Below are 19,744 nucleotides of genomic sequence, written 5' to 3'. Positions count from 1 at the left end.
GCTGTGCGATAGTTGGTCCCGCAACGAGTTCGACGCGCCAGTCATGAGCTACGAAAGGGTTGTGTGAGAGGATGCTTTCAGGGATCCAGGATCCGGAGACGTGGGTCGCTCTGGTCTCGCTTTGCGCGATGGAGATCGTGCTCGGCATCGACAACGTGGTGTTCATCTCGATCCTCACGGCGCGCCTGCCAGCAGAGAAGAGGGACCGCGTAGGGCGGATGGGGCTCCTGCTCGCACTCGTGATGCGGATCGGTCTGCTCTTCACGATCAGCTTCCTGATGGGTCTCACGAAGCCGCTCTTCACGCTGCCCCTCGTGGGCGCAGCGATCTCGGGCAAGAGCCTGATCCTGCTCGTCGGCGGCCTGTTCCTGATGGGCAAGTCGACAAACGAGATCTACGCAAAGGTGGAGAACGACGAGGAAGAAGAGCACGGAGGCGGAGCCAAGGCGGTGAGCGTAGGGCTCGTGATCGCGCAGATCCTGGCACTCGACGTGGTGTTCTCCCTCGACTCGGTGATCACAGCGGTAGGCATGATCCCGCCCGAGCAGATGTGGGTCATGGTGACCGCAGTGCTGGTCTCCGTGGGCGTGATGCTGCTCTTCGCGAAGGGGATCTCGGGCTTCGTCCTCGCGCACCCGTCGGTGAAGCTGCTCGCGCTCGCGTTCCTCTTGCTGATCGGCGTGATGCTCGTAGCCGAAGGGATGGGGCAGAAGATCCCGAAGGGCTACATCTACTTCGCAATGGCCTTCGCCCTCGGCGTGGAGCTGCTCAACATGCGATTCCGCAAGAAGCGGCGGAAGAACGCGCCGGAGGCGGCGTAAGCGGCGGGGCCTGGGGCGCCTCGCCGGGGCGCTGCCCCGGGCCCCGCGGGGGCTGTCCGCCCCTCGACCCGGACCAGCGCAAGCGCTGGACCTTTTGTGGAAGAACTGCGCGATGCGCAGTTCTTCCAAGGCGCCGGTGGCAAGACCAAGGACGGCGTTGCCGGTCGAAATAAGATTGGCAGGGTCATCGCTGGTCTTGACCCGGCCTGTTCGATGAACTGCGCATCGCGCAGTTCATCGACCCCGAGTCCAGCGCTTGCGCTGGTCCGGGTCCAGGGGCGGATAGCCCCTGGTGGGGTCTGGGGCAACGCCCCAGCCACTCCCGGCTCAGCCTGCGTCCTCGATCTCCTCGACCCCGCGAATTGCCTCCGCGGGGCTTGTCGCTGCGGCGAGCCTGTCCGCGAGACCATCACTCGATAGCCGTGCTGCGTGCGCCAGGAGCGAGAGCGCCGCGCCGCCCGGCTTTCCGAGCAGCAAGACCAATAGCACCCGGATCGGCAGACCGTCCGGCGCCTCGGGTAAGACCAGCGGCCGCGCCAGTGTGACCAGCGCTGCTGCCGTCTCCGAAGGCGGAAACACGCCATGCGGGAGCATCACACCGCCCCCGAGCGCTGTCGATGCTGTCTGCTCCCGCGCTAACAGCTCCGCCACCACCTGCCGTACGCTCGGCTCCCCGCGCAATCGGGGAAACCGGCTCGCGGCGATTTCGATGGCATCCTCCAGCCCGGGACACGTGAGCTGCAGGATCACGCGCTCCGGCGCGAGCAGGCGCGCGAGGGAGGGGCGCTCCTCGCGACGCTCGGCTGCTGGGAACTCGCGCTCCACGAAGGCGCGGATCCGCGCGATCTCGGCAGGACCGAGCTTCCTGCGCGCAATGTCGAGGAAAAGCATCCCCGCGCTCGGGACGTCCTCGGCATAGCCCTCGATTGCACAGCCGACCTTGTGCGCGGCGCCCACGAGCAATCGTGGAGGGATGCCGATTTCGCGCGCGATGGCCTCCAGCCGATCCGGGGTCGGGACGGCGTCGCGGCCGTGCTCGACGCGGCTCAGGTAAGCGCTGGAGACACCAATGCGTTGCGCGAGGTCCCGCAGGGATAAACCCGCGTCGAGACGCAAGAGGCGGATCGTCGCTCCGAGGTGCATGGCGTGTTTCAGGATGAAGCTTGTTCACCCGTCGCCCGGACGATCGTGGCGAGCGAGGGCTTCGGCGCCGCGGCGCGGACTTCGCCGTGCTGGTGGACGACGAGCAGCGAGATCGGACAGGCGTGGATCATGCGCTCGGCTTGCAGGCCGAACAGGCGCTCCGAGAGGCCCCACTCGGCCCCCGCGCCCACGATGACGAGGTCGTACCCACGCGCGGCCTCGGCGAGCGCGGCCTCGGAGGGCACGTCGTGCTCGACGACCTCGAACTTCACCTGGCCCGCGGCCCCGGGCTCCTGGAAGACCTCCTCCACGCGCGCCTTCGCGCCGAGCGGTTTGCCGCCGTCGCGGCCCTTGGCGACCACGTGCAGCACGGTCACGTCTGCCCCGGCGATGTGCGTGATCCGCTGGGCGAGGCGCAGCGCCGCGCGATCGTGCGCGCTGCCGAGGAAGGGCACGAGGACGCGGCGGATCTGCGTGAGGCCTCGATCGACGAGCACGGCGACGTCGGCCGGCGCGCGCTTCATGACCTCGTAGACCGTGCCCGAGAGCGCGGCCTTGCCGATGAGCGGCTTGCGCCAGCCGAGCAGGAGGAGATCGGCGTGCTTGGCCTCGGCGACGCGGCAGATGTCGACGGCGGGTTCGCCGGAGACGAAGCTCAGCGGTTTGACCGGGACCGAGAGGGACGTGGCGCGGGAAAGCAGGGGTTCGAGTGCGTCGCCGTCGCTCGAGGTGTCGCCGCGCTCCTGGCGGAGGACGAACGAGGCGCGATCGTCGGGATGGATGAGGTGCAGTGCGTAGAGCCGCTCGGCCGCCGCGGGTCCGCCGAGCGCGTGGCCGAGCGTGACCATGCCGGGGCCGGTGCGATCATCCGCGACGCACATGACGACGGTGAAGGGCGGCGCCTGGTTCACGGGCACGGGCGTCGCCTCGGGCGTGTCGGCGACCTCCTTGGCGAAGAGCTCGAACGGGTAGATGCGCTGGAGGAGCGGCGTGGTGATGAAGGTCGTGAAGAGCGCCATCAGCACCATCATCGTGAACAGCGTCGGCGAGATGACGCCGAGATCGAGGCCCAGGTTGAGGGCCACGAGCTCCATGAGCCCGCGGGTGTTCATGAGGATTCCGATCGCGCTCGACTCGCGCCAGCCGAGGCCGGTGAAGCGCGCGGCGAGGGCGCTGCCGCCGAACTTGCCGAGGCAGGCGAGCAGGATGAGCAAGGCGCAGATGCCCCAGTGATGCGGGCTCGACAGGAGGCCGATCTGCGTGCGCAGGCCGCTGTACGCGAAGAACAGGGGCAGGAGCAGCACGACGACGAGGTCTTCGAGCTTGTGCGCGAGCGCCTCGGCGAGGCCGCCGTCCTTGGGGATCGCGGCGCCGAGGACGAAGGCGCCGAAGAGCGCGTGGATCCCGATGGCCTCGGTGACCATGCTGGAGACGAGCAGGAGCAGGAGCGAGATCGCGACGACGCCCTGGTTGACGTGTTGCCCCGATCCGACGCGCGCCCCGAGCCGCGCGAGGAAGGGCCGCACGACGAAGAGCATCACGGCGATGTAGCCGAGGGCCATGACGGTCGTGCGGACGGCGCCGTCGAGGCCCGTGGAGCGGACGGTGGAGACGACGAACGCGAGCAGACACCAGGCCGTCACGTCATCAACGGCGGCGCAGGTGATGGCGAGGGCGCCGACCTTGGTCCGGAGCAGGCGGCGCTCGGCGAGGATGCGCGCGAGGACCGGGAACGCCGTGATGCTCATGGCGACGCCCATGAAGAGGGCGAACGAGGTGAACGGGACGTCGGGCTCGGAGAGGCGGCTGCGAAGCCACGAGGACGCGAGGGCGCCGAGCGCGAAGGGGATGACGATGCTCGTGTGGCTGATGACGACCGAGGCGCGGCCGCGGTTCTTGAGGAGCTTCGGGTCGAGCTCGAGCCCGATGAGGAACATGAAGAGGACGAGCCCGACCTGGCTGAGCATGCCGAGCACGGGCATCGAGCTCTTCGGGAAGACCGCATCCATGACGCCCGGCGCAACCAACCCGAGCAAGGAGGGGCCGAGGAGGATGCCGGCCGTGATCTCGGCGATGACCATGGGCTGGCCTATCCGCCGGAGGAGCGCGCCGAGCAGCCGTGACAGGGCCACGACGACCGTCATCTGCAAGATGAGCAGGGTCAGCGGGTTGTGCGTAATCGCATGCATGGCTCGGCCTCCTGAGTGATAAGTTATCACTTAGCGCAGGCGGACGGAAAGAGCCGTGACCACCTGCGCTCGGCCGCTTTCGTGCTCAGCCGTCGATGCGGGAGCAGCCGGAAATGTCGACGCTGCGTACGAGGAAGCTCGTGCTCTCGGCCATGTGAATGACCCTGGTCCAGACGCGTACACGCGCCTCGTCCTTGGTGCGGTCCAGGATCTCGAGGGTGGTGTTTTTCCCGATCGAACCCACCGTCCTGCGCTCGCCTCCGGCCTCCGCGACGAGCGGCACGTCGTGCTCGCAGCGCAATCGTTCCTTCACGACGAACGGAGGGTGCCGGATGCCCCCGCGGCCGCCGCCGGACCCGTATCCGGTGAGCGATCGGGACGGCTTCAGGTCCGATGTTTTCACCCAGCCAAACACGTAGAGCGTGTCCACCGGGAGCGAGATGCGCGACATGCCGCCGCGGGATTCGAAGACGCTCACGTGGGTCGCCGTCGAGAGCGTGATGCGGGCGACGGGTTTGCCCTTGGGTTCGAGCGAGAGGGGCACGGGGCTCCCGGGCAGGATGATTTTGACCTCCTTCCGTTTCGCTTCCCCCCCGCCGGGGACGGCGTCCTCCGCCGAGAAGGAGTCGCCTTCGAGGCCGACGTCGCCGCACGGACGCGTGGCGCGGAGGGGCGGGTCGAGGACTTCGAGCTCCTCGGCGTCGGGGTGCGTCACGGTGAGGGATTGGCCTTCGGCGGTAGACCAGCCGAGGTGGGCGAAGATCGTCGGAATGGCGAACCCATTCATGACGATGGGTACGTTCGCGCGGAGGACCGAGGCGGAGGCGGGGGTGTGGCCTTCGACGGTGACGCCTTGGTCGCGGATCCGGAGGAGGGTGTCGCCCACGGGTCCGACGGGGATGGAGAGCCGAGCCGCGCCGCCCCGGATGCGGGCGAAGGGGGTGGCGTCGGGGAGCAAGGCGAGGTTCGTGACGTCCGCAGCGCCGCTCCACTGCGCCGCTTCAAAGGCGCACGCGACCGGGGCGTCGAGCGCGACGGGCGGAGGCAAGGGCTTTTCCGGCGGTGGCGGGTCCGGGGGCGCGGGAGGCGCGGCGGCGGGAGGCGGCGGGATGGCGACGAGCGGCGGGGGCGCCGGGGGCGGGGGCGGGGAGGCGCAAGCCGCGAGGAAGACGAGGAGCGGGAAGCCCGGGGCGCGAGGCATGGCGAGCGCACGGTATCATGGCGTGCCTTCGGGGGTTGACGCGTGTCGGGGAGCTGCCGATCTCGTGCCGGAGCGCGCGCAGTCGTCGGAGAAGCCACATGCGATGGTGCAGAGAGCTCCGCAACCGGCTCGCGGCGGCCACCGCGATGGTGCGGAGACGCGCTCAGGCGGCCGAGGCGCTCCCCGCACGTCTGCGGAACGCATGGAGAGCCGCTTGCGAACGGTCCGGCATCTCCGCGGGGCGTCACGCAGGCGATTGCAGAGGCTTCCGCACCATCGCGGGAGGGTTCCTCAGGCGCTTGCGAAGGGTCCTGCACCATCGCAGGTGCGTTTTCCGACGCCCGAGCTGCCGTCCGCACGTGCGCCGGGCTTCAGGGGGTGGTCTCTGCCGCGGGCGGCTCCGGCGTGGCGGCGCGCGGGAGGCTGCGGCCAAGGGCGATCGACCGTCAAGGCTTCCGGGCGGGGAGGGCGGTTCAGGTGCCGTTCAGGTAACCGATCGCCTTGCCGTATTGATAGAGCTTCTCCAGCACGTAACGGGCGATGTCGCCGACCGATGTCTCAACGCGCCACATGAACTCCAATCGGACCGACCCATCCGCTGTCGCGCACAGCACATCGCTGTTGCGGTTCTGCGTGACGCCGAGACCATCCTCGGGCTTGTACGCTTTGATGAGGCCCGCCGCCTCGAGCGCTTCGCCCATGGTGCGATTGAGCGCGCCATCGTCCTTGCTCGCGTACTGGCTCAGCTTCTGGAACTCGTCCTTGCGTTCCTTGCCAGGCTTTCGTCCGACGCTCCGGATCGTCACCGGCTGCCCCTGGAACGCAAGGCCGAGTTGACTCTCGCGCAGCCGGTCGAGGCCATCGCCCGGCTCCGTCACGGGGAACTTCGCTTCTTTGAGGCGCGCGCGGAGGTCCGCGTCCGCGTAATCACGCATGATGGACATCGCAGTCATGATGGGGATGTAGAGGATCCGCGCGTCGAAGGAGCGGCCGAGGAGACCGAGCTTGTCCGGGTACCGCTTGAGGTCCTGCACGACGTTCGCGTCCGTCGAGGCGAGCAATCTCTCGATGTCCGCGCTGAAATGGGCACCACTCGTGAGTGTGCCGACCTCCGTCTCGGGGTCGTTGCCTGCGATCACCACGATCCAGAGGTTGTGCCGCGCTTGCTCGGGCAAGAGGTTGGCGAGGGCCGTGCGGTTGCGGCGCTCTTCCATCCGGAGGCTGTTGAAGAAATTGCCAATGGTCGTCGCCTTCGCCGCGAGCTCTCGGGCGCGCTCTTCGGTGATCCCCAGGGCGATCAGCGAGGCTCCGCCGTTCAGGGCCTGGATGGTGCCACGCGCGATGTCGACGTATTCGGACTTGGGCGGCCCCTCGAAGCAATAACCCTTGTCGTATACGCCGAGCAACGCGTCGCCGCCGATTTTGTTGGCCTTCGCGAGGATGCGTTGCGCGACGTCTTCGCCGGTACATGGCCACACGACGAGCGTTCGTTGCCCCTCGCGTGAACGGATGAACTGGTTGATGGCATGGAGCGCAAGCTCCATGTCTGCCTCCGATGTGCTCGGGAGCGCCTCGCGCCCCGCCAGGACGACGACGCGCAGCCGCTCGTGGGGCTCGAGGAGCTCCTCCAGCGCTTCGGGGATGGGCTGCTCGGCATCCACCTTGATGGTTCGCACACCGTCACGAAAGAGCTTCAACGTGTGCAGGAAGGTGGACTTGCCGGAGCCCGGTTGCCCGTGGAGGACCAGGAAGGCGCCCTGACATGCGCTCTGCATGTCGTCGTAAATTTCGTCGATGGCGTTGAGCGCCCCACGCACGGGCCGAACAATCGAGGAGAGCTCGTCGCCGTGCCTTATCATTCTCTCCAGACCCTCGAAGCGATTCGGGATCTGGACGCTCGTGTTCGACACGAGGGAAGTGTAGACCAAGCGTCGGCCCCAAGGCAGGGAAGCTTTCGCCCCCTCATCCCTGTTGACACCCACGGCAGGCATGGCTTGCCATGTCGGCCATGTGGAGCCCTGAAGGCCGCAAGGAGAACGCTCGCGAGCTGCGCCGGATCGCCGACAAGGTGCTCCGGTACCGCCAGCTCTGCGACCGCTTCGCGAGTTACTTCCAGCCCGAGAGCGACAACGCCCGCCAGCTCCGTCAGATCCGCAGCAAGCTCGAAGATCTGCGCGGGCGCGCGCTCGATCGGGAGAAGCGGCTCGCCAAGGGCGTCGTGAAGATCGGCGTCGTCGGCCTGGAGAAGCAGGGCAAGAGCGCGTTCCTCTCGGCGTGGCTGAAGAGCGAAAAACTCCTGCCGAGCGAGGCGGAGCGCTGCACCTGGAGCACCACGGTCATCGAGCCGGGCGAGGCCGGGCAGTTTTCCGCGACGGTCACGTACTACAACGAGGCCGACTTCAAGGCGCGCATCCAGAGCTACTTCGACGCGCTCGAGCCCGGGAGCGTCGAGCGCTGGCAAGGCCTGAACCAGGCCGAGATCCTGCGGCTCAAGGCGAGCTTCAAGACGCGCGAAGGCTACGACGTCGACGATCCGGATCGCGCCGGGCGGCGCGAGCAGACGGCGCTCGCCGAGCTCGTGGAGATCAGCGCGGGTCTGTCCGAGATCAAGGCCCGGCTCGGTCGAACGCCCGAGAAGATCACGGCGAGCAGCCTCGACGCGCTCGCCGAGCAGATCCGGCCCTACATCGCGCTCAAGGATACGAAGAACGGGAACAGGCCCTACCCGGGCGTGCGAGCCGTGAAGATCGTCACGGTCACGATCCCCGTCGAGGGCGCGATGCCCGGCGTCGAGCTGATGGATCTGCCCGGCATCGACGCGCCCTCGGATAAGGCGCGGCGCGACACCGAGGAGGCGCTCGCGAACGACGTCGACGTCACGATCTTCGTCAAGGACATCACGCGGCCGTCGCTCGTGCGAAACGAGGTCGAGCTGCTCCGCATGGCGCAGACGGCCGATCGGAGCATCTCGCTGAAGGACCGGATCTTCGTGGTCCTGACGAAGGTGGACCTCTTCGATCACGCCGACGAGAACGGGAACTGGCACTGGTCGCTGGCCGCGCGGAACTTCCGCGAGCAGGGCGTCGATCGGATCTTCCCGTACTCGAAGGTGTGGGTGCACCAGGGCGTCGACACGCAGCACCCGGTGGCGCGGCAGCTCATGGACTTCTTCGGCACGACGACGCCCGTGAACGGGCTCGACAAACTGAAGGACGCCGTCGAGCGGTACCTCTCGACCGACGTCGAGGCGCTCGATCGCAAGGTGACGCAGGCGATCAACGCGGAGTTCGGCGAGGTCGAGGCGCTGCTCCGCGGCGTGCTCGTGACCGTGAAGGACGGGCTGAGCGATCGGGAGTTCGATCGGCGCGCCGAGCAGGTCTTCGATCTGCACTACGAGCACATCCAGTCGGGCGAGGATCCGACGGGGCTCTTGCCCGAGATCCGCAAGCGTATGTCGGCCTTCATGGACTTCGAGATGAGCGACACGCAGCGGTCGGCCCGGGCCGCGCGCGCGGATGTGCGGATCGATCAGATCCGGAACGATCTCTTGGCGCGGCTCACGCCCGAGGAGGCGGAGGCGAAGCGGCGGCAGATGCCGAGCCCGGGGCTCATGAACGAGACGGCCGTCGAGATCGAGATGCGCAAGCAGATGCGCGAGCGCGTGGCGTCGCGGATCGCGGGGCTCGGCGAGGACTTCCGCAACACGGCCCGTGAGAGCGTGGAGCGGATGCTGCACGAGATGTTCATCGAGGCAGGCTACGAAGGTGGGCGGCTCGAAGTGCTGCTTCCGGCGGGCAAGACGCTCATCGAGCGGATCGATGCGCTCGGTCGGTCGGGACACGTGTCGGAGAGCGTGGTCCGGTACCAGAACCAGGAGATGGCCAAGGCGGACGTCGCGTTCGAGGTGCTCTCGCGGTACTTCGCGCGGCAGATCGTGGACATCCTCGACGCGACGGATCCGTACGATCGCGAGATCCGCGAGCGCGAGATGCGCGGGCTCGAGCAGTTCTTCGGGATGGGGATCGCCGACAAGGCGCAGGCGACGGGCGCGGCCGCGACCGCGAGCGGCGTCATCGGTTCGGTGAAGGCGAAGCTCGGGTTCGGCGAGGAAAAAGCCGACGGGACCACGGCGGCCACGGCCCCCGCGCCCGCGCCGGCGATCGGCGGTTTTCCCACGGTGGGCGCCGCGATGCCCGTGGCGAGGCAGCAGCCGGCCCCGCAAGCAGGCGCGGCGCCGGCCGGGAGCACGAAGCCTCCGCAGACGAACCCCGGCGCGGCGTCGGCGCAAGCGGCGACGCCGGGGAACGTGCGCGACTGGTCGAAGATGCTCGCGCGGGTGCGCGTGGACGTGGAGCGGATCTGCGACTTCCTCGAAGCGCTGGCGAAGCACCCGCGCGGCCTGCAGAAATACCACGAGGAGGCGGTGCGGACGGTGCACGACTCGTGGCTCGATCGGGAAGGGGAGCAGTCGCTCCGGCGCTGGGTGCGCAGCGAGTGCGCGCGGATCTGGCCGCACAAGTTCGCCGCGATCGAGGCGGAGAAGGATCGCGCGCGCGCGGACATCGAGGCGCTCGAAGAGCTCTTCGGCGGGAGCGCGCCCGTCACGAAGTCCGAACCGCAGAAGCCCGCCGCGGCCCGCCCCGCGACGGCAGGAGCGTGATCCGTGGCCTACGATCTCGCGCGTTTGTCGAGTTACGTGCGGTTTTACCAGACGGTCGTGAACCAGCTCGCGGCCGCCTGGCAGAACCTCACGCGTCTGCACTTCACGGCGAAGGACGCGCTCGCCCCGCTCGCCGAGCCGCTCGCGCCCGTCGCCTACGCGCCGCTCCTCGCCGCGCTGGAAGAACCCGCGCCGTCGGAGGAAGCGATCGCCGCGCTCTGGCGGCCGGTCGACGAGAAAGACCTTTCGGATCTGAACGATATCTACGAGGTCGCCGGGAGGTTCGGCTTCCAGGGCGAGGACAACCAGAACCTCGCGCGCGTGCAGCGGCTCGTCGCGTCCGCGCGGAACGAGATCCTTGGGCATCGGCGCAGGCTCTCCGATCTACGCGAGCTGCCGAACGCGGCGCGTACCGCGGCCGCGCGCCTGCGCGCCGAGGAGGAGGCGCGCGCCGCCGCCGAGCGGGCCGAGAAGATGGCCGCGTTCGGCCCGCTTGCCGAGACCGTGGTGACGCGCGCGAAGCAGACGATCGAGGCCGTGCGCGCGGTGCCGTTCCCGGATCTCTCGAACGCCGAGATCGCGGCCGAGGAGTACCGCAAGTACGCGGCGAAGCTCGATCACGTCTACCAGACGTGCCTGCCCTTCCTGCGCAAGGCGATCCAGAACCTCTACGCGTTCGTGAACGCCGAGCCCACCGCGTCGTGGCCGGACACGCTGCCGATCACGAAGGATCTGCCGCCGGAGCTCGTCACCGTGCCGCCGGCCGGATCGCAGGAGCTCACGCAGGCGCGCGCGAGCGTCGCGTCCCTCGCCGAGGAGGAGATCCAGCTCGGCCGCGCGCGAGACGCCGTCTCCACGGCCGCAGCGAGGCTCGAAGGAGAGATGGCCGCGGCGCAGATGAAGGACGCCGAGATCGCGCAGGAGATCGCGACGGCACACGCGATCCTGGATCTCGCGGTGGCCGCCGAGCAGGCGGAGGCGACGCGGATCGAGCTCGAAGGGCTCGCGGCGCAGCGAGCGTCGCGGGTCGAGAGCGCGGGCGCGGTGCTGTCGCGGCAACGGCAGATCGAGGCGGCGATCAAGCTGCTCGAAGACGAGCTCCGGCGAAGGCACGCTGAGCTCGGGGCGCTCGAAGCGCAGCTCGTGGAGACACGCAAGGACGAGCCGGTTCTCTTCGGCAAGGACGAGTGGCGCGCGAAGGTCGCCGCGATGGAGGAGCAGAAGGCCCAGCAGCAGGCGGTCTACGGGCAAAGGCTCGCGACGCTGCAGCAGTTTCAGATCGATCATTCGAGCGTGTCGGTCGAGGTGCAGACGGAGCAGCAGAAGCAAGCGCTGCTCGAGCGGCAGATCGTGGAGGCGCAGAGCAAGGCGGCGACGCTGGAGCTCACGATCCGGGAGATCGGGACGAAGCTCGGGGCGGCGAGGCCATCGCGGGCGGTGTCCGCGGACGACGCGCGCAAGGCGCTCGGATCGCTGCAGCAGGCGAAGCTCGGCGTGGCCGAGCGGATGGAAGCGCTCAAGGCCGAGATGCGGCGGCAGAAGGACGAGGCCGTGCGCGTGCTGAATCGCATGAAGCAAATCGGCGTGGAGCGGCAGCACGTGACGGCGATGGTGCAGAGCGCCGAGACGGCCGCGACGCAGGGCCGCGAGGAGGCGCTCCGGCAGCTCGCGCGCGAGCGGCGGGCCGGCGTGGAGCGGCACGTGGGCGAGGTGCTTTCGACGCTGGAGAAGTCGATCGCGCACGTGGGGCCGGTGTTCGTGGATCCGGCGCGGGATCTTCTCGTCGCCGCGACGGAGCCGAAGGCCGAGGTGACGACGCGCGTGCTCGAAGCCGCGGAGGCGGCGGCGCCCGTGGTGGACAGGCTCTACAAGGAGCTCGATCCGGAGCTGCTCGCGCAGGACGCGACGCTCGGGCAGATCCAGCGCGAGTTCTGCGACGTGGCCGAAGGCGCGTGCGTCACGGCGTGGGGCGGATGATCAGGCGCCGGCCCGGGTCGTCGCCCGGGTCGTCGCCGGCGAGCCACTCCTTGCAGAGACCGAGCAGGCGGGCGTTCGCGGCGCGCCGCTCGAGGAACGATTGCCTGAGCTCGTCGTCGAGGATGGTCGCCGCGCGCTTGTAGATGTCGGCCCGGGTCGCGGCGAGCGTCGCCTGCGCTTCGTGGTGCGCGCCGAGCTGGAGGAGCGCCTCGACGCGGAGGAGCGTGATCTCGGGCGGCGCCGGAGCCGGATGCGCGCCGCGGACAGGGCGCAAGGCGAGCGCGCGATCGACGAGCGTGAGCGTCTTGTCGGGCTCCTTCGAGGCGAGGAAAAACGCCGCGCGCACGCTGTAGAGCGCACCCGGAGGCGCACCGGCGGCCCGCAGCGGGCCGAGCATCCGATCGGCCTTGTCGAGCTCGCCGAGCGCGATGCTCGCGCGCGCCGCGAGCAGGCGCGCCCGCCGCTCCGCGAGCCGTTCGCCTCGTGACGCGGCGAGCTTCACCACGTCCTCGGCCATCTCGCGCGCCGGGATGAACGCGCCGCGCTCCAGGCTGCGCAGGGCCTCGAACGTGCTGCCCACGATCGAGGTGAGGCTGCCTTCGGGCTCCTGATCGAGGCCCTCCTGGAGCGCCTTGTCCGCGAGCTCGTGCGCGCCGAGGAGCAAGAGATCGAGGCCGACGTGGACGCGCGCATAGGGCAGGTAGCGACGGTCGCCGATGGCATTGAAGCGCAGCACGCTCTCGCGATCGAGCCCGAGCGCGGCCCAGGGATCCTGCTCGACCGCGCGCGCCCAGTGGGCGTGCGTGTGCAGCGTCCACGCGGCGACGACGGGCTCGCGCTCGGCGGCGGCGGCCGTGACCTGCCGCATGCGTTCGAGGTACGGCAGGGCTGAAGCCGGCTCGTGATCGAGCAGCGAGTCGATCGTGGCGCTGAAGGCCCAGGAGAGCGCGAGGACCGCGTCGGGCGAGGGGCGCTCGTGGAGGAGCTTCTGGAAGAGCTCGGCCGCGCCCCGCGCGTCACCCTGAGCGAGCGCGGAGCGGATGGCGCCGCCCAGTGCGCGGGCGTGGTGGCGGCTGCCCGGCGTCGCGTAGATGAAGGCGCACCGCGCCGCCTCGTAGGCGCGGGCGTGGCTCGATCGCCAGGTCTGCGCGTCCGTCGCAATGGCCCAGAGCTCGGCCGCGGCCTCGCCATCGGCACCGAGATCGAGGCCCCGCTTGGCGAGCTCGATGGCCGCTTCGAGGGCGCCGCCCGAGAGCGCTTGTTCGGCCGCGCGTACGCAAAACTCGACGGCGCGGGGACCGTCGCCGGCGCGCTCGAAGTGGAGCGCGAGCACGCTCGGATCGTTCTCGCCGGCCGAGAGCAACCACTCGGCGGCGCGACGATGGCCGAACTGCCGATCGTCGTCCGTGAGCCGCCCATACGCCGCCTCGCGCAGGAGTGGGTGGCGGAAGGCGTACTCGGTCTCGCCCGCGAAGCGGCTCTGCCTTCGCCGCGTGAGGAGCTCGCAGTCGCAGAGCCGGTCGAGCGTCTTGCCGAGCGAGACCGTGGGTTCGCCGTGACCAAAGACGATCGGGCGCAGGGCCCCCTCCCACGCCGCCTCGCCGAAGATGCTCGCGGCGCGCAGCACCCGCCGCGCCTCGTCGTCGAGCGACTTCGAATCGATGCGCGCGTCCACCATCCCGCGCACCGTCTCGGGCAGGGCGCCGCCGCGGCCCTCGTTCACCGCGCGGATGAGCTCTTCCAGGTAAAACGCGTTGCCCGCGCCGAGCTCGACGATGTGATCGACCACGGCGCGCGGCGTCTGCGGGCCGAGCGCGCTCCGGACGATCCGTTCGGCGTCGTCCTTGTCGAGCGGGTGGAGCCGCACGTCCTGCACCTCGCGGCCTTCCCACAGGCCTGGCAGCCGCTCGCGTACGTCGGGCCGGGCGAGGGCGAGCACCGCGAACCGCCGATCCCGGAGCGCGTCGAGCGCGGCGTCCACGAGCTTCAGCGACGCGGCGTCGCTCCACTCGAGCTCTTCGAGCACGAGCAGGAACGGGGTCGTCTCCGTGAGCGCGCGGACGAAATCGAAGAACGCTTCCTTGATGTGATCGGCCATCAGGGCCGCGTCGCTGCGCGCGGCTCGGAGCTCGGTCCGGCCCTCGTCGGGGAACTGCAAGCCCACGACCTCGCCCAGAAACTCCGTCACGCGCCGTTTCTCCGAGCCCGCGAGGTACGTTCCGACGAGCGCGCGGAGTTTTTCCTGGCTCGCGTCGACGGGTTCACCCGCGGAGATCCCGGCGGCGCTGCGCAGCGCGGAGCCGACGATGGAGAAGGCCGAGCCGGCGCGCAGCGGATCGCCGCGGCCGAGAACGACGCTGAGGATCGGCTTCTCGATGGCGAGGCGCTCGACGAGCTCGAAGCGCAGGCGTGATTTGCCGGCGCCCGGCTCGCCGAGCACGAGCACGGCCCTCGGCTTCTTGCCCTGGAGCGCCTGCTCGACGTACTTGCGGACCGTGCCGAGCTCCTCGTCGCGGCCGACGTAGGGGCTGGGTTTGCCGAGCAGCGTGCGCACGGCGCGCGTGGCCTCGCGTTCGCCGCGCAGCCAGAACTCGCCGAGGTAACTCGCCACCTCGAAGCGCGCGTCGAGGAAGGCGCACGCGACGTCGTTGATGCGCACGGGCCTCGGCCCCTTGCCCCCGTCGAGCGTCGGCATGTCGAGCAGGTGGAAGACGCCGTCGAGCATCTTGCCGACGGGCGCCTTGTCGTTCGCCTCGGCGTACGCCGCGAAGATCGCCACACGCGAGCCCTTCGCGAGCCCCGCGATCTCGAGCGCGAGCCGGGCCGCGCGGCCCGCGATCTCGGTGGGGTTGCCGCGGCCCTGGATCTTGATGAGCAACGCGACGCCCGGCAGCTCGTGGAACTGCTCGTTTTTCTTCGGATCGACCTCGGCGCGGATGGCCGCGACGACCTCGGGCGGCATCCCGCGCGGGGGTTTGTCGGAGAGGAGCTCGTCGACATCGGGGACGGGCTTCGCCGCGACCACGAAGAGGAGCTGTTTTTCCTGCGGGCTCATCCGCTCGCTCCCGGGGACGGCCGGCGGCGGCGGGATCGGCGTGAGCTTGCGCGCCCACGGGTCGTTCGGCGAGGCGGGCGGGTAGGTCGTGATGACCGGGCTCGAGCGTCGCTCCGGCGGCCGCGTCGACGCTTTTTTCGCCAGGCCCTCGAGCGTGTTCGCGACGGCGGTGCCGGTCTGCGGCCGCTGCGAAGGATCCTTCGAGAGCATGCGGGCCACGAGCTCGGAGAGCGCGTACGGCACCTCGGGGCGGATCTCGGCGACGCGCGGCACCTCGGCCATCACGATCTTCGCGAGCACGACGTGCTGCGGCCCTCCCTCGAAGGCTCTGCGACCCGTCAGGCATTCGAAGAGCACGGCGCCGAGGCAGAACATGTCCGCCGCGGCGCCCACGTTCCCGCCGTAGTCGATCTGCTCGGGCGCCATGTACCCCACGGTCCCGATGACCACGCCCGTCGACGTCATGTGTCCGCCCGCGAGCAGCGCGATGCCAAAATCCAGCACCTTCACGCGCTCGACATCGGAAGCCACGAGGTAGAGGTTCGAGGGCTTGATGTCGCGGTGCACGACGTCCGCCGTGTGCGCCGCGCCGAGGGCCTGGGCCACGCGGAGCCCGAGCTTGATCGTGTCGTCGATGCGCAGCGGGCCGTTCTTCAGCACGTCGTCGAGGCCCCGACCGTCGAGCCACTCGGTGGCGAGCCAGGGCTCGCTCTCGATCATCCCGTGGTCGACGTAGCGGACGATGTGCGGATGGTTGCGCAGGTGCCGGGAGAGGATCTCGATCTCGCGGCGAAACCTGCGGATCATGCTCTCTTTGGGCGTCGATCCGTCTCTCGGCTCCGCGACGAACTTGATCGCGACGCGCGCGCGCGTGTCCTTCTCGTAGGCGGGCCAGACGATGCCCATCCCTCCGATGATGGGCCGCCCATCCAGCACGAAACGACCGCCGATCACGTCACCTGGTTTGCGCACCACTTACGAGGATGCACCAGCGGTGGGGGAGGAGCGCAAGGGGGACGCGGGTTGCTTCACCGCGGAGACGGATTTTCCGGCGGTGTGGTCCCCGCTTTCTCGCAAGCCTCGACGTATCCCTGCTGGCAGGCGCGTGCGCGTAGCCTGCGCTCCTCGTCCGGGTCCGGCGCGAGGCGACCCAGGCTCTCGTGGTGCATCCGAGCGAGGGCCGCGCAGGACTTGCCATGGGCCCTCTCGCAGGCGATCCGGTGGTACCTCGCGGCGAGGTCGAGGTTCCGCGGGAGCAGCTCTCCGTGCTCGTACATGCGGGCGAGGTTGGAGCAGGCGAGCGGCTCCTTCTTGTCGCAGGCGAAGTGGTAGAGCTCGATCGCTCGGTTCAGATCCCGCCGGACCTCCTCGCCGCGCTCCAGGAAGACGGCGAGGTTGTTGCAGCCGAGGGGCTCTTTCTGATCGCAGGCGCGGGTGTGCAGGGCGAGGCCTCGGCGCACGTCCTTGGGCAGGCAGGCGCCTTCGTCGTAGGCATTGCCGAGGTTCGTGCACCCGAGCGGCTCGCCGCCCGCGCAGGCGTGCTTGTACTCGGCGACGGCCTTGCACATGTCCGGCGCGACCCCGAGCCCCTTGTCGTAGAGGAATCCGAGGTTGTTGCAGCCGAGCAGATCGCCGTCGCGGCAGGCCTGCGTGAAGACCTCGTGCGCGCGGGCGAAGTCGACGGGGCCGCCGCGCCCCTCGCGGACGAGGTTGCCGAGGTTCACGCACGCGCCGGCGTCGCCGAGGCTGCAGCCGCGATCGTAGGCCACGCGCGCGCTCTCGGGAGACGCGGGGGTGAGACCCCCGTAGCCGTTTTCGAGGAGCAGGCCCTCGTTGCGGCAGCCGACACCGAAGCCGAGCTCACACGCCTTGCGGTAAAGCTCGCGCGCCTTGAAGACATCCATGGGCACGCCGAGTCCGTCCTCGTAGAGGTTGCCGAGGTTCGTGCAGGCCCGGGCGCTGCCGAGGTCGCACCCACGCGCATAGACGTGCCCGGCGCGCGCCAGATCGACGGGGACGCCTTTGCCATTGTGCAGGAGCCAGCCGAGGTCGTTGCAGCCGTTCGCGTCGCCGTAGTCGCAGCCTTTTTCGTAGAACGAGGCGGCGGTCTCGCGGCCGCTCCGCATTCCTCGCTCGACGCGGATGCCGAGCTCGGTGCAGCTCGGCCCGTCGCCCTCGAGGCAACGCGCGCGGAGCGTCTGGGGCGTCGCGGCGGCCAGGGCGGCCGGATCGTCCGGCTTCGGGACCGCCTGCGTCGCGCAGCCGAGGAGCAGCGCGGCGGGGAGGGCGAGGAGGGCAGAGCGCATGACGGGCTCGGGGCTAGTCCAAAGGCGTCCGGGATCCAAGAGGCTCGGCGCGTAGCTTTTTGCGCAGCCAAGAAGCCCTTGCGGACCTTGCCACGGCGCGCGAGGTTGGATAAGAGCACGCGCACCAAAGCTTCTTCTTCGCCCGGATTCCACCGGCCATCTTTGCGGACCATGCAGGGAAACGAGCTCGTCGCCGTCACGCGGCCCTTTGCCTCCGAGGATCGGGCCCGCAGCGTCTACCACGTCGCGTCGACCTTCGCGGTCCTCGCGCTCGCGACGGCCGTGGCCGCGGTCGCGCCGTACAAACCGCTCCGGATCTTCGGCAGCGTGATCGAGGGCCTCGTGATCGTGCGCGCGTTCATTCTCGCGCACGACTTCCAGCACGGCGCGCTCCTGCGCAAGTCCAAGGTCGGCAGCGTGATCTTCGGCCTCTACGGCGCGCTCGTGCTGACGCCGCCGCGGGTCTGGCGGCAGACGCACAACTACCACCACGCGCACACGGCGAAGATCGTGGGCGCGCAGATCGGCTCGTATCCGGTGATGACGGTGGAGATGTGGAAGCGGGCGCCGCGCGGCAAGCGCATCGCGTATGCGCTCGCTCGCCATCCGCTGACGATCCTCTTCGGGTACGTGACGATCTTCCTCGGCGGGATGTGCATCTCGGCGTTCCTGCGGAATCCGAAGGAGAACTGGGATTCGGCGGCGGCGCTCGTGCTGCACGCGGCGCTCGTCACGACGATCACGTATTTCTTCGGCTGGGAGATGACGCTGCTCGTGCTCGTGGGCCCGCTGTTCATCGCCTGCGCGCTCGGCTCGTATCTCTTTTATGCGCAGCACAACTTCCCGGGCGTGCACATGCAGCCGCGGCAAACCTGGACGTTCGCGCGCGCGGCCGTGGAGTCGTCGAGCTTCATGCGCTGCGGGCCCATCATGAGTTATTTCACGGGCGACATCGGCTATCACCACGTGCACCACCTGAACGCGGCGATCCCGTTCTACCGGCTGCGCGAGGCGATGGCCGCGATCCCCGAGCTCCAGGTCGAGCCGCAGACGAGTCTGTCGCCGCGCGACATCCTGCATTGCTTCTCGCTGAAGCTCTGGGACCCGCAGGCCGGCAAGATGGTGCCGTACCCGAAGGACGCACCCCCGGCGGAAGTGGCAGAGCCGGCCTGACTTGGGGCCGCCGCGCCGGGGCGCCGCCCCGGGCCCCGCGGGGGCTGTCCGCCCCTCGACCCGGACCAGGGCAAGCCCTGGACCATTTGGGGAAGAACTGCGCGATGCGCAGTTCTTCCCAAAGGCCGGTGCAAGACCAGGGACGCCGTTGCCGGTCGCAGCGGTCTTGATTGGCAGGGCCTTCGCTGGTCTTGCCTCGGCCTGTTCGATGAACTGCGCGATGCGCAGTTCATCGACCCCGGGTCCAGCGCTTGCGCTGGTCCGGGTGCAGGGGCGGATAGCCCCTGCTGGGGCCTGGGGCAACGCCCCAGCGCAGCGGCTTCGACATGAGACCCATGCTCAGTCGCGGGCCATGCGGCGGACGTAGGCGCGGAGGGCTTTCACGGTCGCCTCGTCGAGATCCGGGTTCGCGGGCATCATCATGCTCTTGCCCATGGGGCGGCCGCCCTGGCGGATGATCCGCTCGATCGATTCGTCGTTCGTCCCGCGTTGCCATTCCGGATCGCCGAAATCACGCGGCCGCGGGACGAGGTTCACCGCGGCCGGACCATCGCCGCGCCCGTTCGCACCGTGGCACGGGCCGCATCGGGACTCGTAGAGCTTGCGCGTCTCTTCGAGCGCCGCGCCCGAAAGCTCCTGTCGGGGCGCTTCTTCCATCGAGAGCCGCGCGAGAGGGCGGGCATAAGGCATAAACGGCCAGGGGATCCCCACGAGAATACACACGACGGCAAGCCCCGCGCCCCACGCCGCGCGCTTGTGTTTGTCCGCGTCGTTCCCGCTTCGCCGCACACGCACGCGGCCGACGTGGGCGCAGGCGAGCGCGAGCACCATCGAGAACACGTGCTCCACGAGGAAAAATCGGAGCGCCGAAGAGCGCATCGCGCCGCCGGGATCCTGGAACGCGAGGCGCGTCATGGGGCTCAACCACAGGTACATCACGAGCCCGAGCGTGATCTGGAGGTCGAGCGCGGCGACGAAGAAGAGGCCGAGCCGGTCGTGGAAACGCTCGTACGTGCCGGATCGCCCACGCGCGCGGGCCGACGCGACGGCGGCGCCGAGGCCGAGCCCGAGGACGATCCAGCGAAGCCAGGAGTGGAGCGTGAGGACGATCGGATAGAGCATTCGGCGGCCCCACCTTGCCATGCGCGCGGCTGGTTCGGCTGGACGATCGAGCGAGCGCGGCGGCGAAAGACTGCCGATCGAGGCCTCGCCGGGCTTG

11 protein-coding genes are annotated in these 19,744 nt (G+C 69.5%); 4 read left to right on the top strand and 7 right to left on the bottom strand.

Annotated features, from left to right (window positions below):
• The first annotated feature begins 71 nt into the window (after positions 1–71).
• Positions 72–821, top strand: a complete 750-nt coding sequence (locus tag KEG57_RS29225; protein ID WP_272422886.1) for a TerC family protein — start codon at positions 72–74, stop codon at positions 819–821.
• Between the two features lie 327 nt (positions 822–1,148).
• Here the strand turns inward: KEG57_RS29225 and KEG57_RS29220 are convergent, their stop codons facing one another.
• The 4 genes from KEG57_RS29220 to KEG57_RS29205 all read right to left on the bottom strand — a co-directional run bounded on the left by KEG57_RS29220 (position 1,149) and on the right by KEG57_RS29205 (position 7,264).
• The gene (locus KEG57_RS29220) at positions 1,149–1,964 is read right to left on the bottom strand and encodes a helix-turn-helix domain-containing protein (RefSeq protein WP_272422887.1); all 816 of its coding nucleotides are present in this window, start codon (positions 1,962–1,964) and stop codon (positions 1,149–1,151) included.
• An 8-nt stretch (positions 1,965–1,972) separates the two neighbouring features.
• Positions 1,973–4,153: a cation:proton antiporter domain-containing protein gene (locus KEG57_RS29215; RefSeq protein WP_272422888.1), complete on the bottom strand. Its 2,181-nt coding sequence runs from the start codon at positions 4,151–4,153 to the stop codon at positions 1,973–1,975.
• Between the two features lie 85 nt (positions 4,154–4,238).
• The gene (locus KEG57_RS29210) at positions 4,239–5,354 is read right to left on the bottom strand and encodes a hypothetical protein (RefSeq protein ID WP_272422889.1); all 1,116 of its coding nucleotides are present in this window, start codon (positions 5,352–5,354) and stop codon (positions 4,239–4,241) included.
• A 473-nt stretch (positions 5,355–5,827) separates the two neighbouring features.
• The gene (locus tag KEG57_RS29205) at positions 5,828–7,264 is read right to left on the bottom strand and encodes a P-loop NTPase family protein (RefSeq protein ID WP_272422890.1); all 1,437 of its coding nucleotides are present in this window, start codon (positions 7,262–7,264) and stop codon (positions 5,828–5,830) included.
• 98 nt (positions 7,265–7,362) lie between these two features.
• Here KEG57_RS29205 and KEG57_RS29200 point away from each other — a divergent pair, with 98 nt between their 5' ends.
• Both KEG57_RS29200 and KEG57_RS29195 read left to right on the top strand, forming a co-directional pair.
• Positions 7,363–10,014: a dynamin family protein gene (locus KEG57_RS29200; protein WP_272422891.1), complete on the top strand. Its 2,652-nt coding sequence runs from the start codon at positions 7,363–7,365 to the stop codon at positions 10,012–10,014.
• 3 nt (positions 10,015–10,017) lie between these two features.
• On the top strand, positions 10,018–11,991 hold the full coding sequence (locus KEG57_RS29195; RefSeq protein WP_272422892.1) for a coiled-coil domain-containing protein: 1,974 nt from the start codon (positions 10,018–10,020) through the stop codon (positions 11,989–11,991).
• Here the strand turns inward: KEG57_RS29195 and KEG57_RS29190 are convergent.
• Positions 11,972–16,018: a serine/threonine-protein kinase gene (locus KEG57_RS29190; RefSeq protein ID WP_272422893.1), complete on the bottom strand. Its 4,047-nt coding sequence runs from the start codon at positions 16,016–16,018 to the stop codon at positions 11,972–11,974. The two genes, KEG57_RS29195 and KEG57_RS29190, sit on opposite strands and share 20 nt — an antisense overlap.
• Positions 16,019–16,074: 56 nt before the next feature.
• Complete coding sequence (locus KEG57_RS29185) at positions 16,075–17,352, bottom strand: tetratricopeptide repeat protein (RefSeq protein ID WP_272422894.1); 1,278 nt, start codon at positions 17,350–17,352, stop codon at positions 16,075–16,077.
• Between the two features lie 171 nt (positions 17,353–17,523).
• Here KEG57_RS29185 and KEG57_RS29180 point away from each other — a divergent pair, with 171 nt between their 5' ends.
• Complete coding sequence (locus tag KEG57_RS29180) at positions 17,524–18,525, top strand: fatty acid desaturase family protein (protein WP_272422895.1); 1,002 nt, start codon at positions 17,524–17,526, stop codon at positions 18,523–18,525.
• A 339-nt stretch (positions 18,526–18,864) separates the two neighbouring features.
• Here the strand turns inward: KEG57_RS29180 and KEG57_RS29175 are convergent, their stop codons facing one another.
• The gene (locus KEG57_RS29175) at positions 18,865–19,647 is read right to left on the bottom strand and encodes a c-type cytochrome (RefSeq protein WP_272422896.1); all 783 of its coding nucleotides are present in this window, start codon (positions 19,645–19,647) and stop codon (positions 18,865–18,867) included.
• Between the last annotated feature and the right edge of the window lie 97 nt (positions 19,648–19,744).

The sequence above is a fragment of the Polyangium jinanense genome, assembly GCF_028435365.1.
Note: the sequence above shows the minus strand (reverse complement) of the source record. Positions and strands in the feature narration are given on the sequence as shown.

Excerpts from the sequence above, each read along its gene's own strand:
- KEG57_RS29225 (WP_272422886.1), top strand. The coding sequence starts at position 72 with ATGCTTTCAGGGATCCAGGATCCGGAGACGTGGGTCGCTCTGGTCTCG.
- KEG57_RS29175 (WP_272422896.1), bottom strand. The coding sequence starts at position 19,647 with ATGCTCTATCCGATCGTCCTCACGCTCCACTCCTGGCTTCGCTGGATC.
- KEG57_RS29200 (WP_272422891.1), top strand. The coding sequence starts at position 7,363 with ATGTGGAGCCCTGAAGGCCGCAAGGAGAACGCTCGCGAGCTGCGCCGG.
- KEG57_RS29180 (WP_272422895.1), top strand. The coding sequence starts at position 17,524 with ATGCAGGGAAACGAGCTCGTCGCCGTCACGCGGCCCTTTGCCTCCGAG.
- KEG57_RS29215 (WP_272422888.1), bottom strand. The coding sequence starts at position 4,153 with ATGCATGCGATTACGCACAACCCGCTGACCCTGCTCATCTTGCAGATG.
- KEG57_RS29220 (WP_272422887.1), bottom strand. The coding sequence starts at position 1,964 with ATGCACCTCGGAGCGACGATCCGCCTCTTGCGTCTCGACGCGGGTTTA.
- KEG57_RS29210 (WP_272422889.1), bottom strand. The coding sequence starts at position 5,354 with ATGCCTCGCGCCCCGGGCTTCCCGCTCCTCGTCTTCCTCGCGGCTTGC.
- KEG57_RS29185 (WP_272422894.1), bottom strand. The coding sequence starts at position 17,352 with ATGCGCTCTGCCCTCCTCGCCCTCCCCGCCGCGCTGCTCCTCGGCTGC.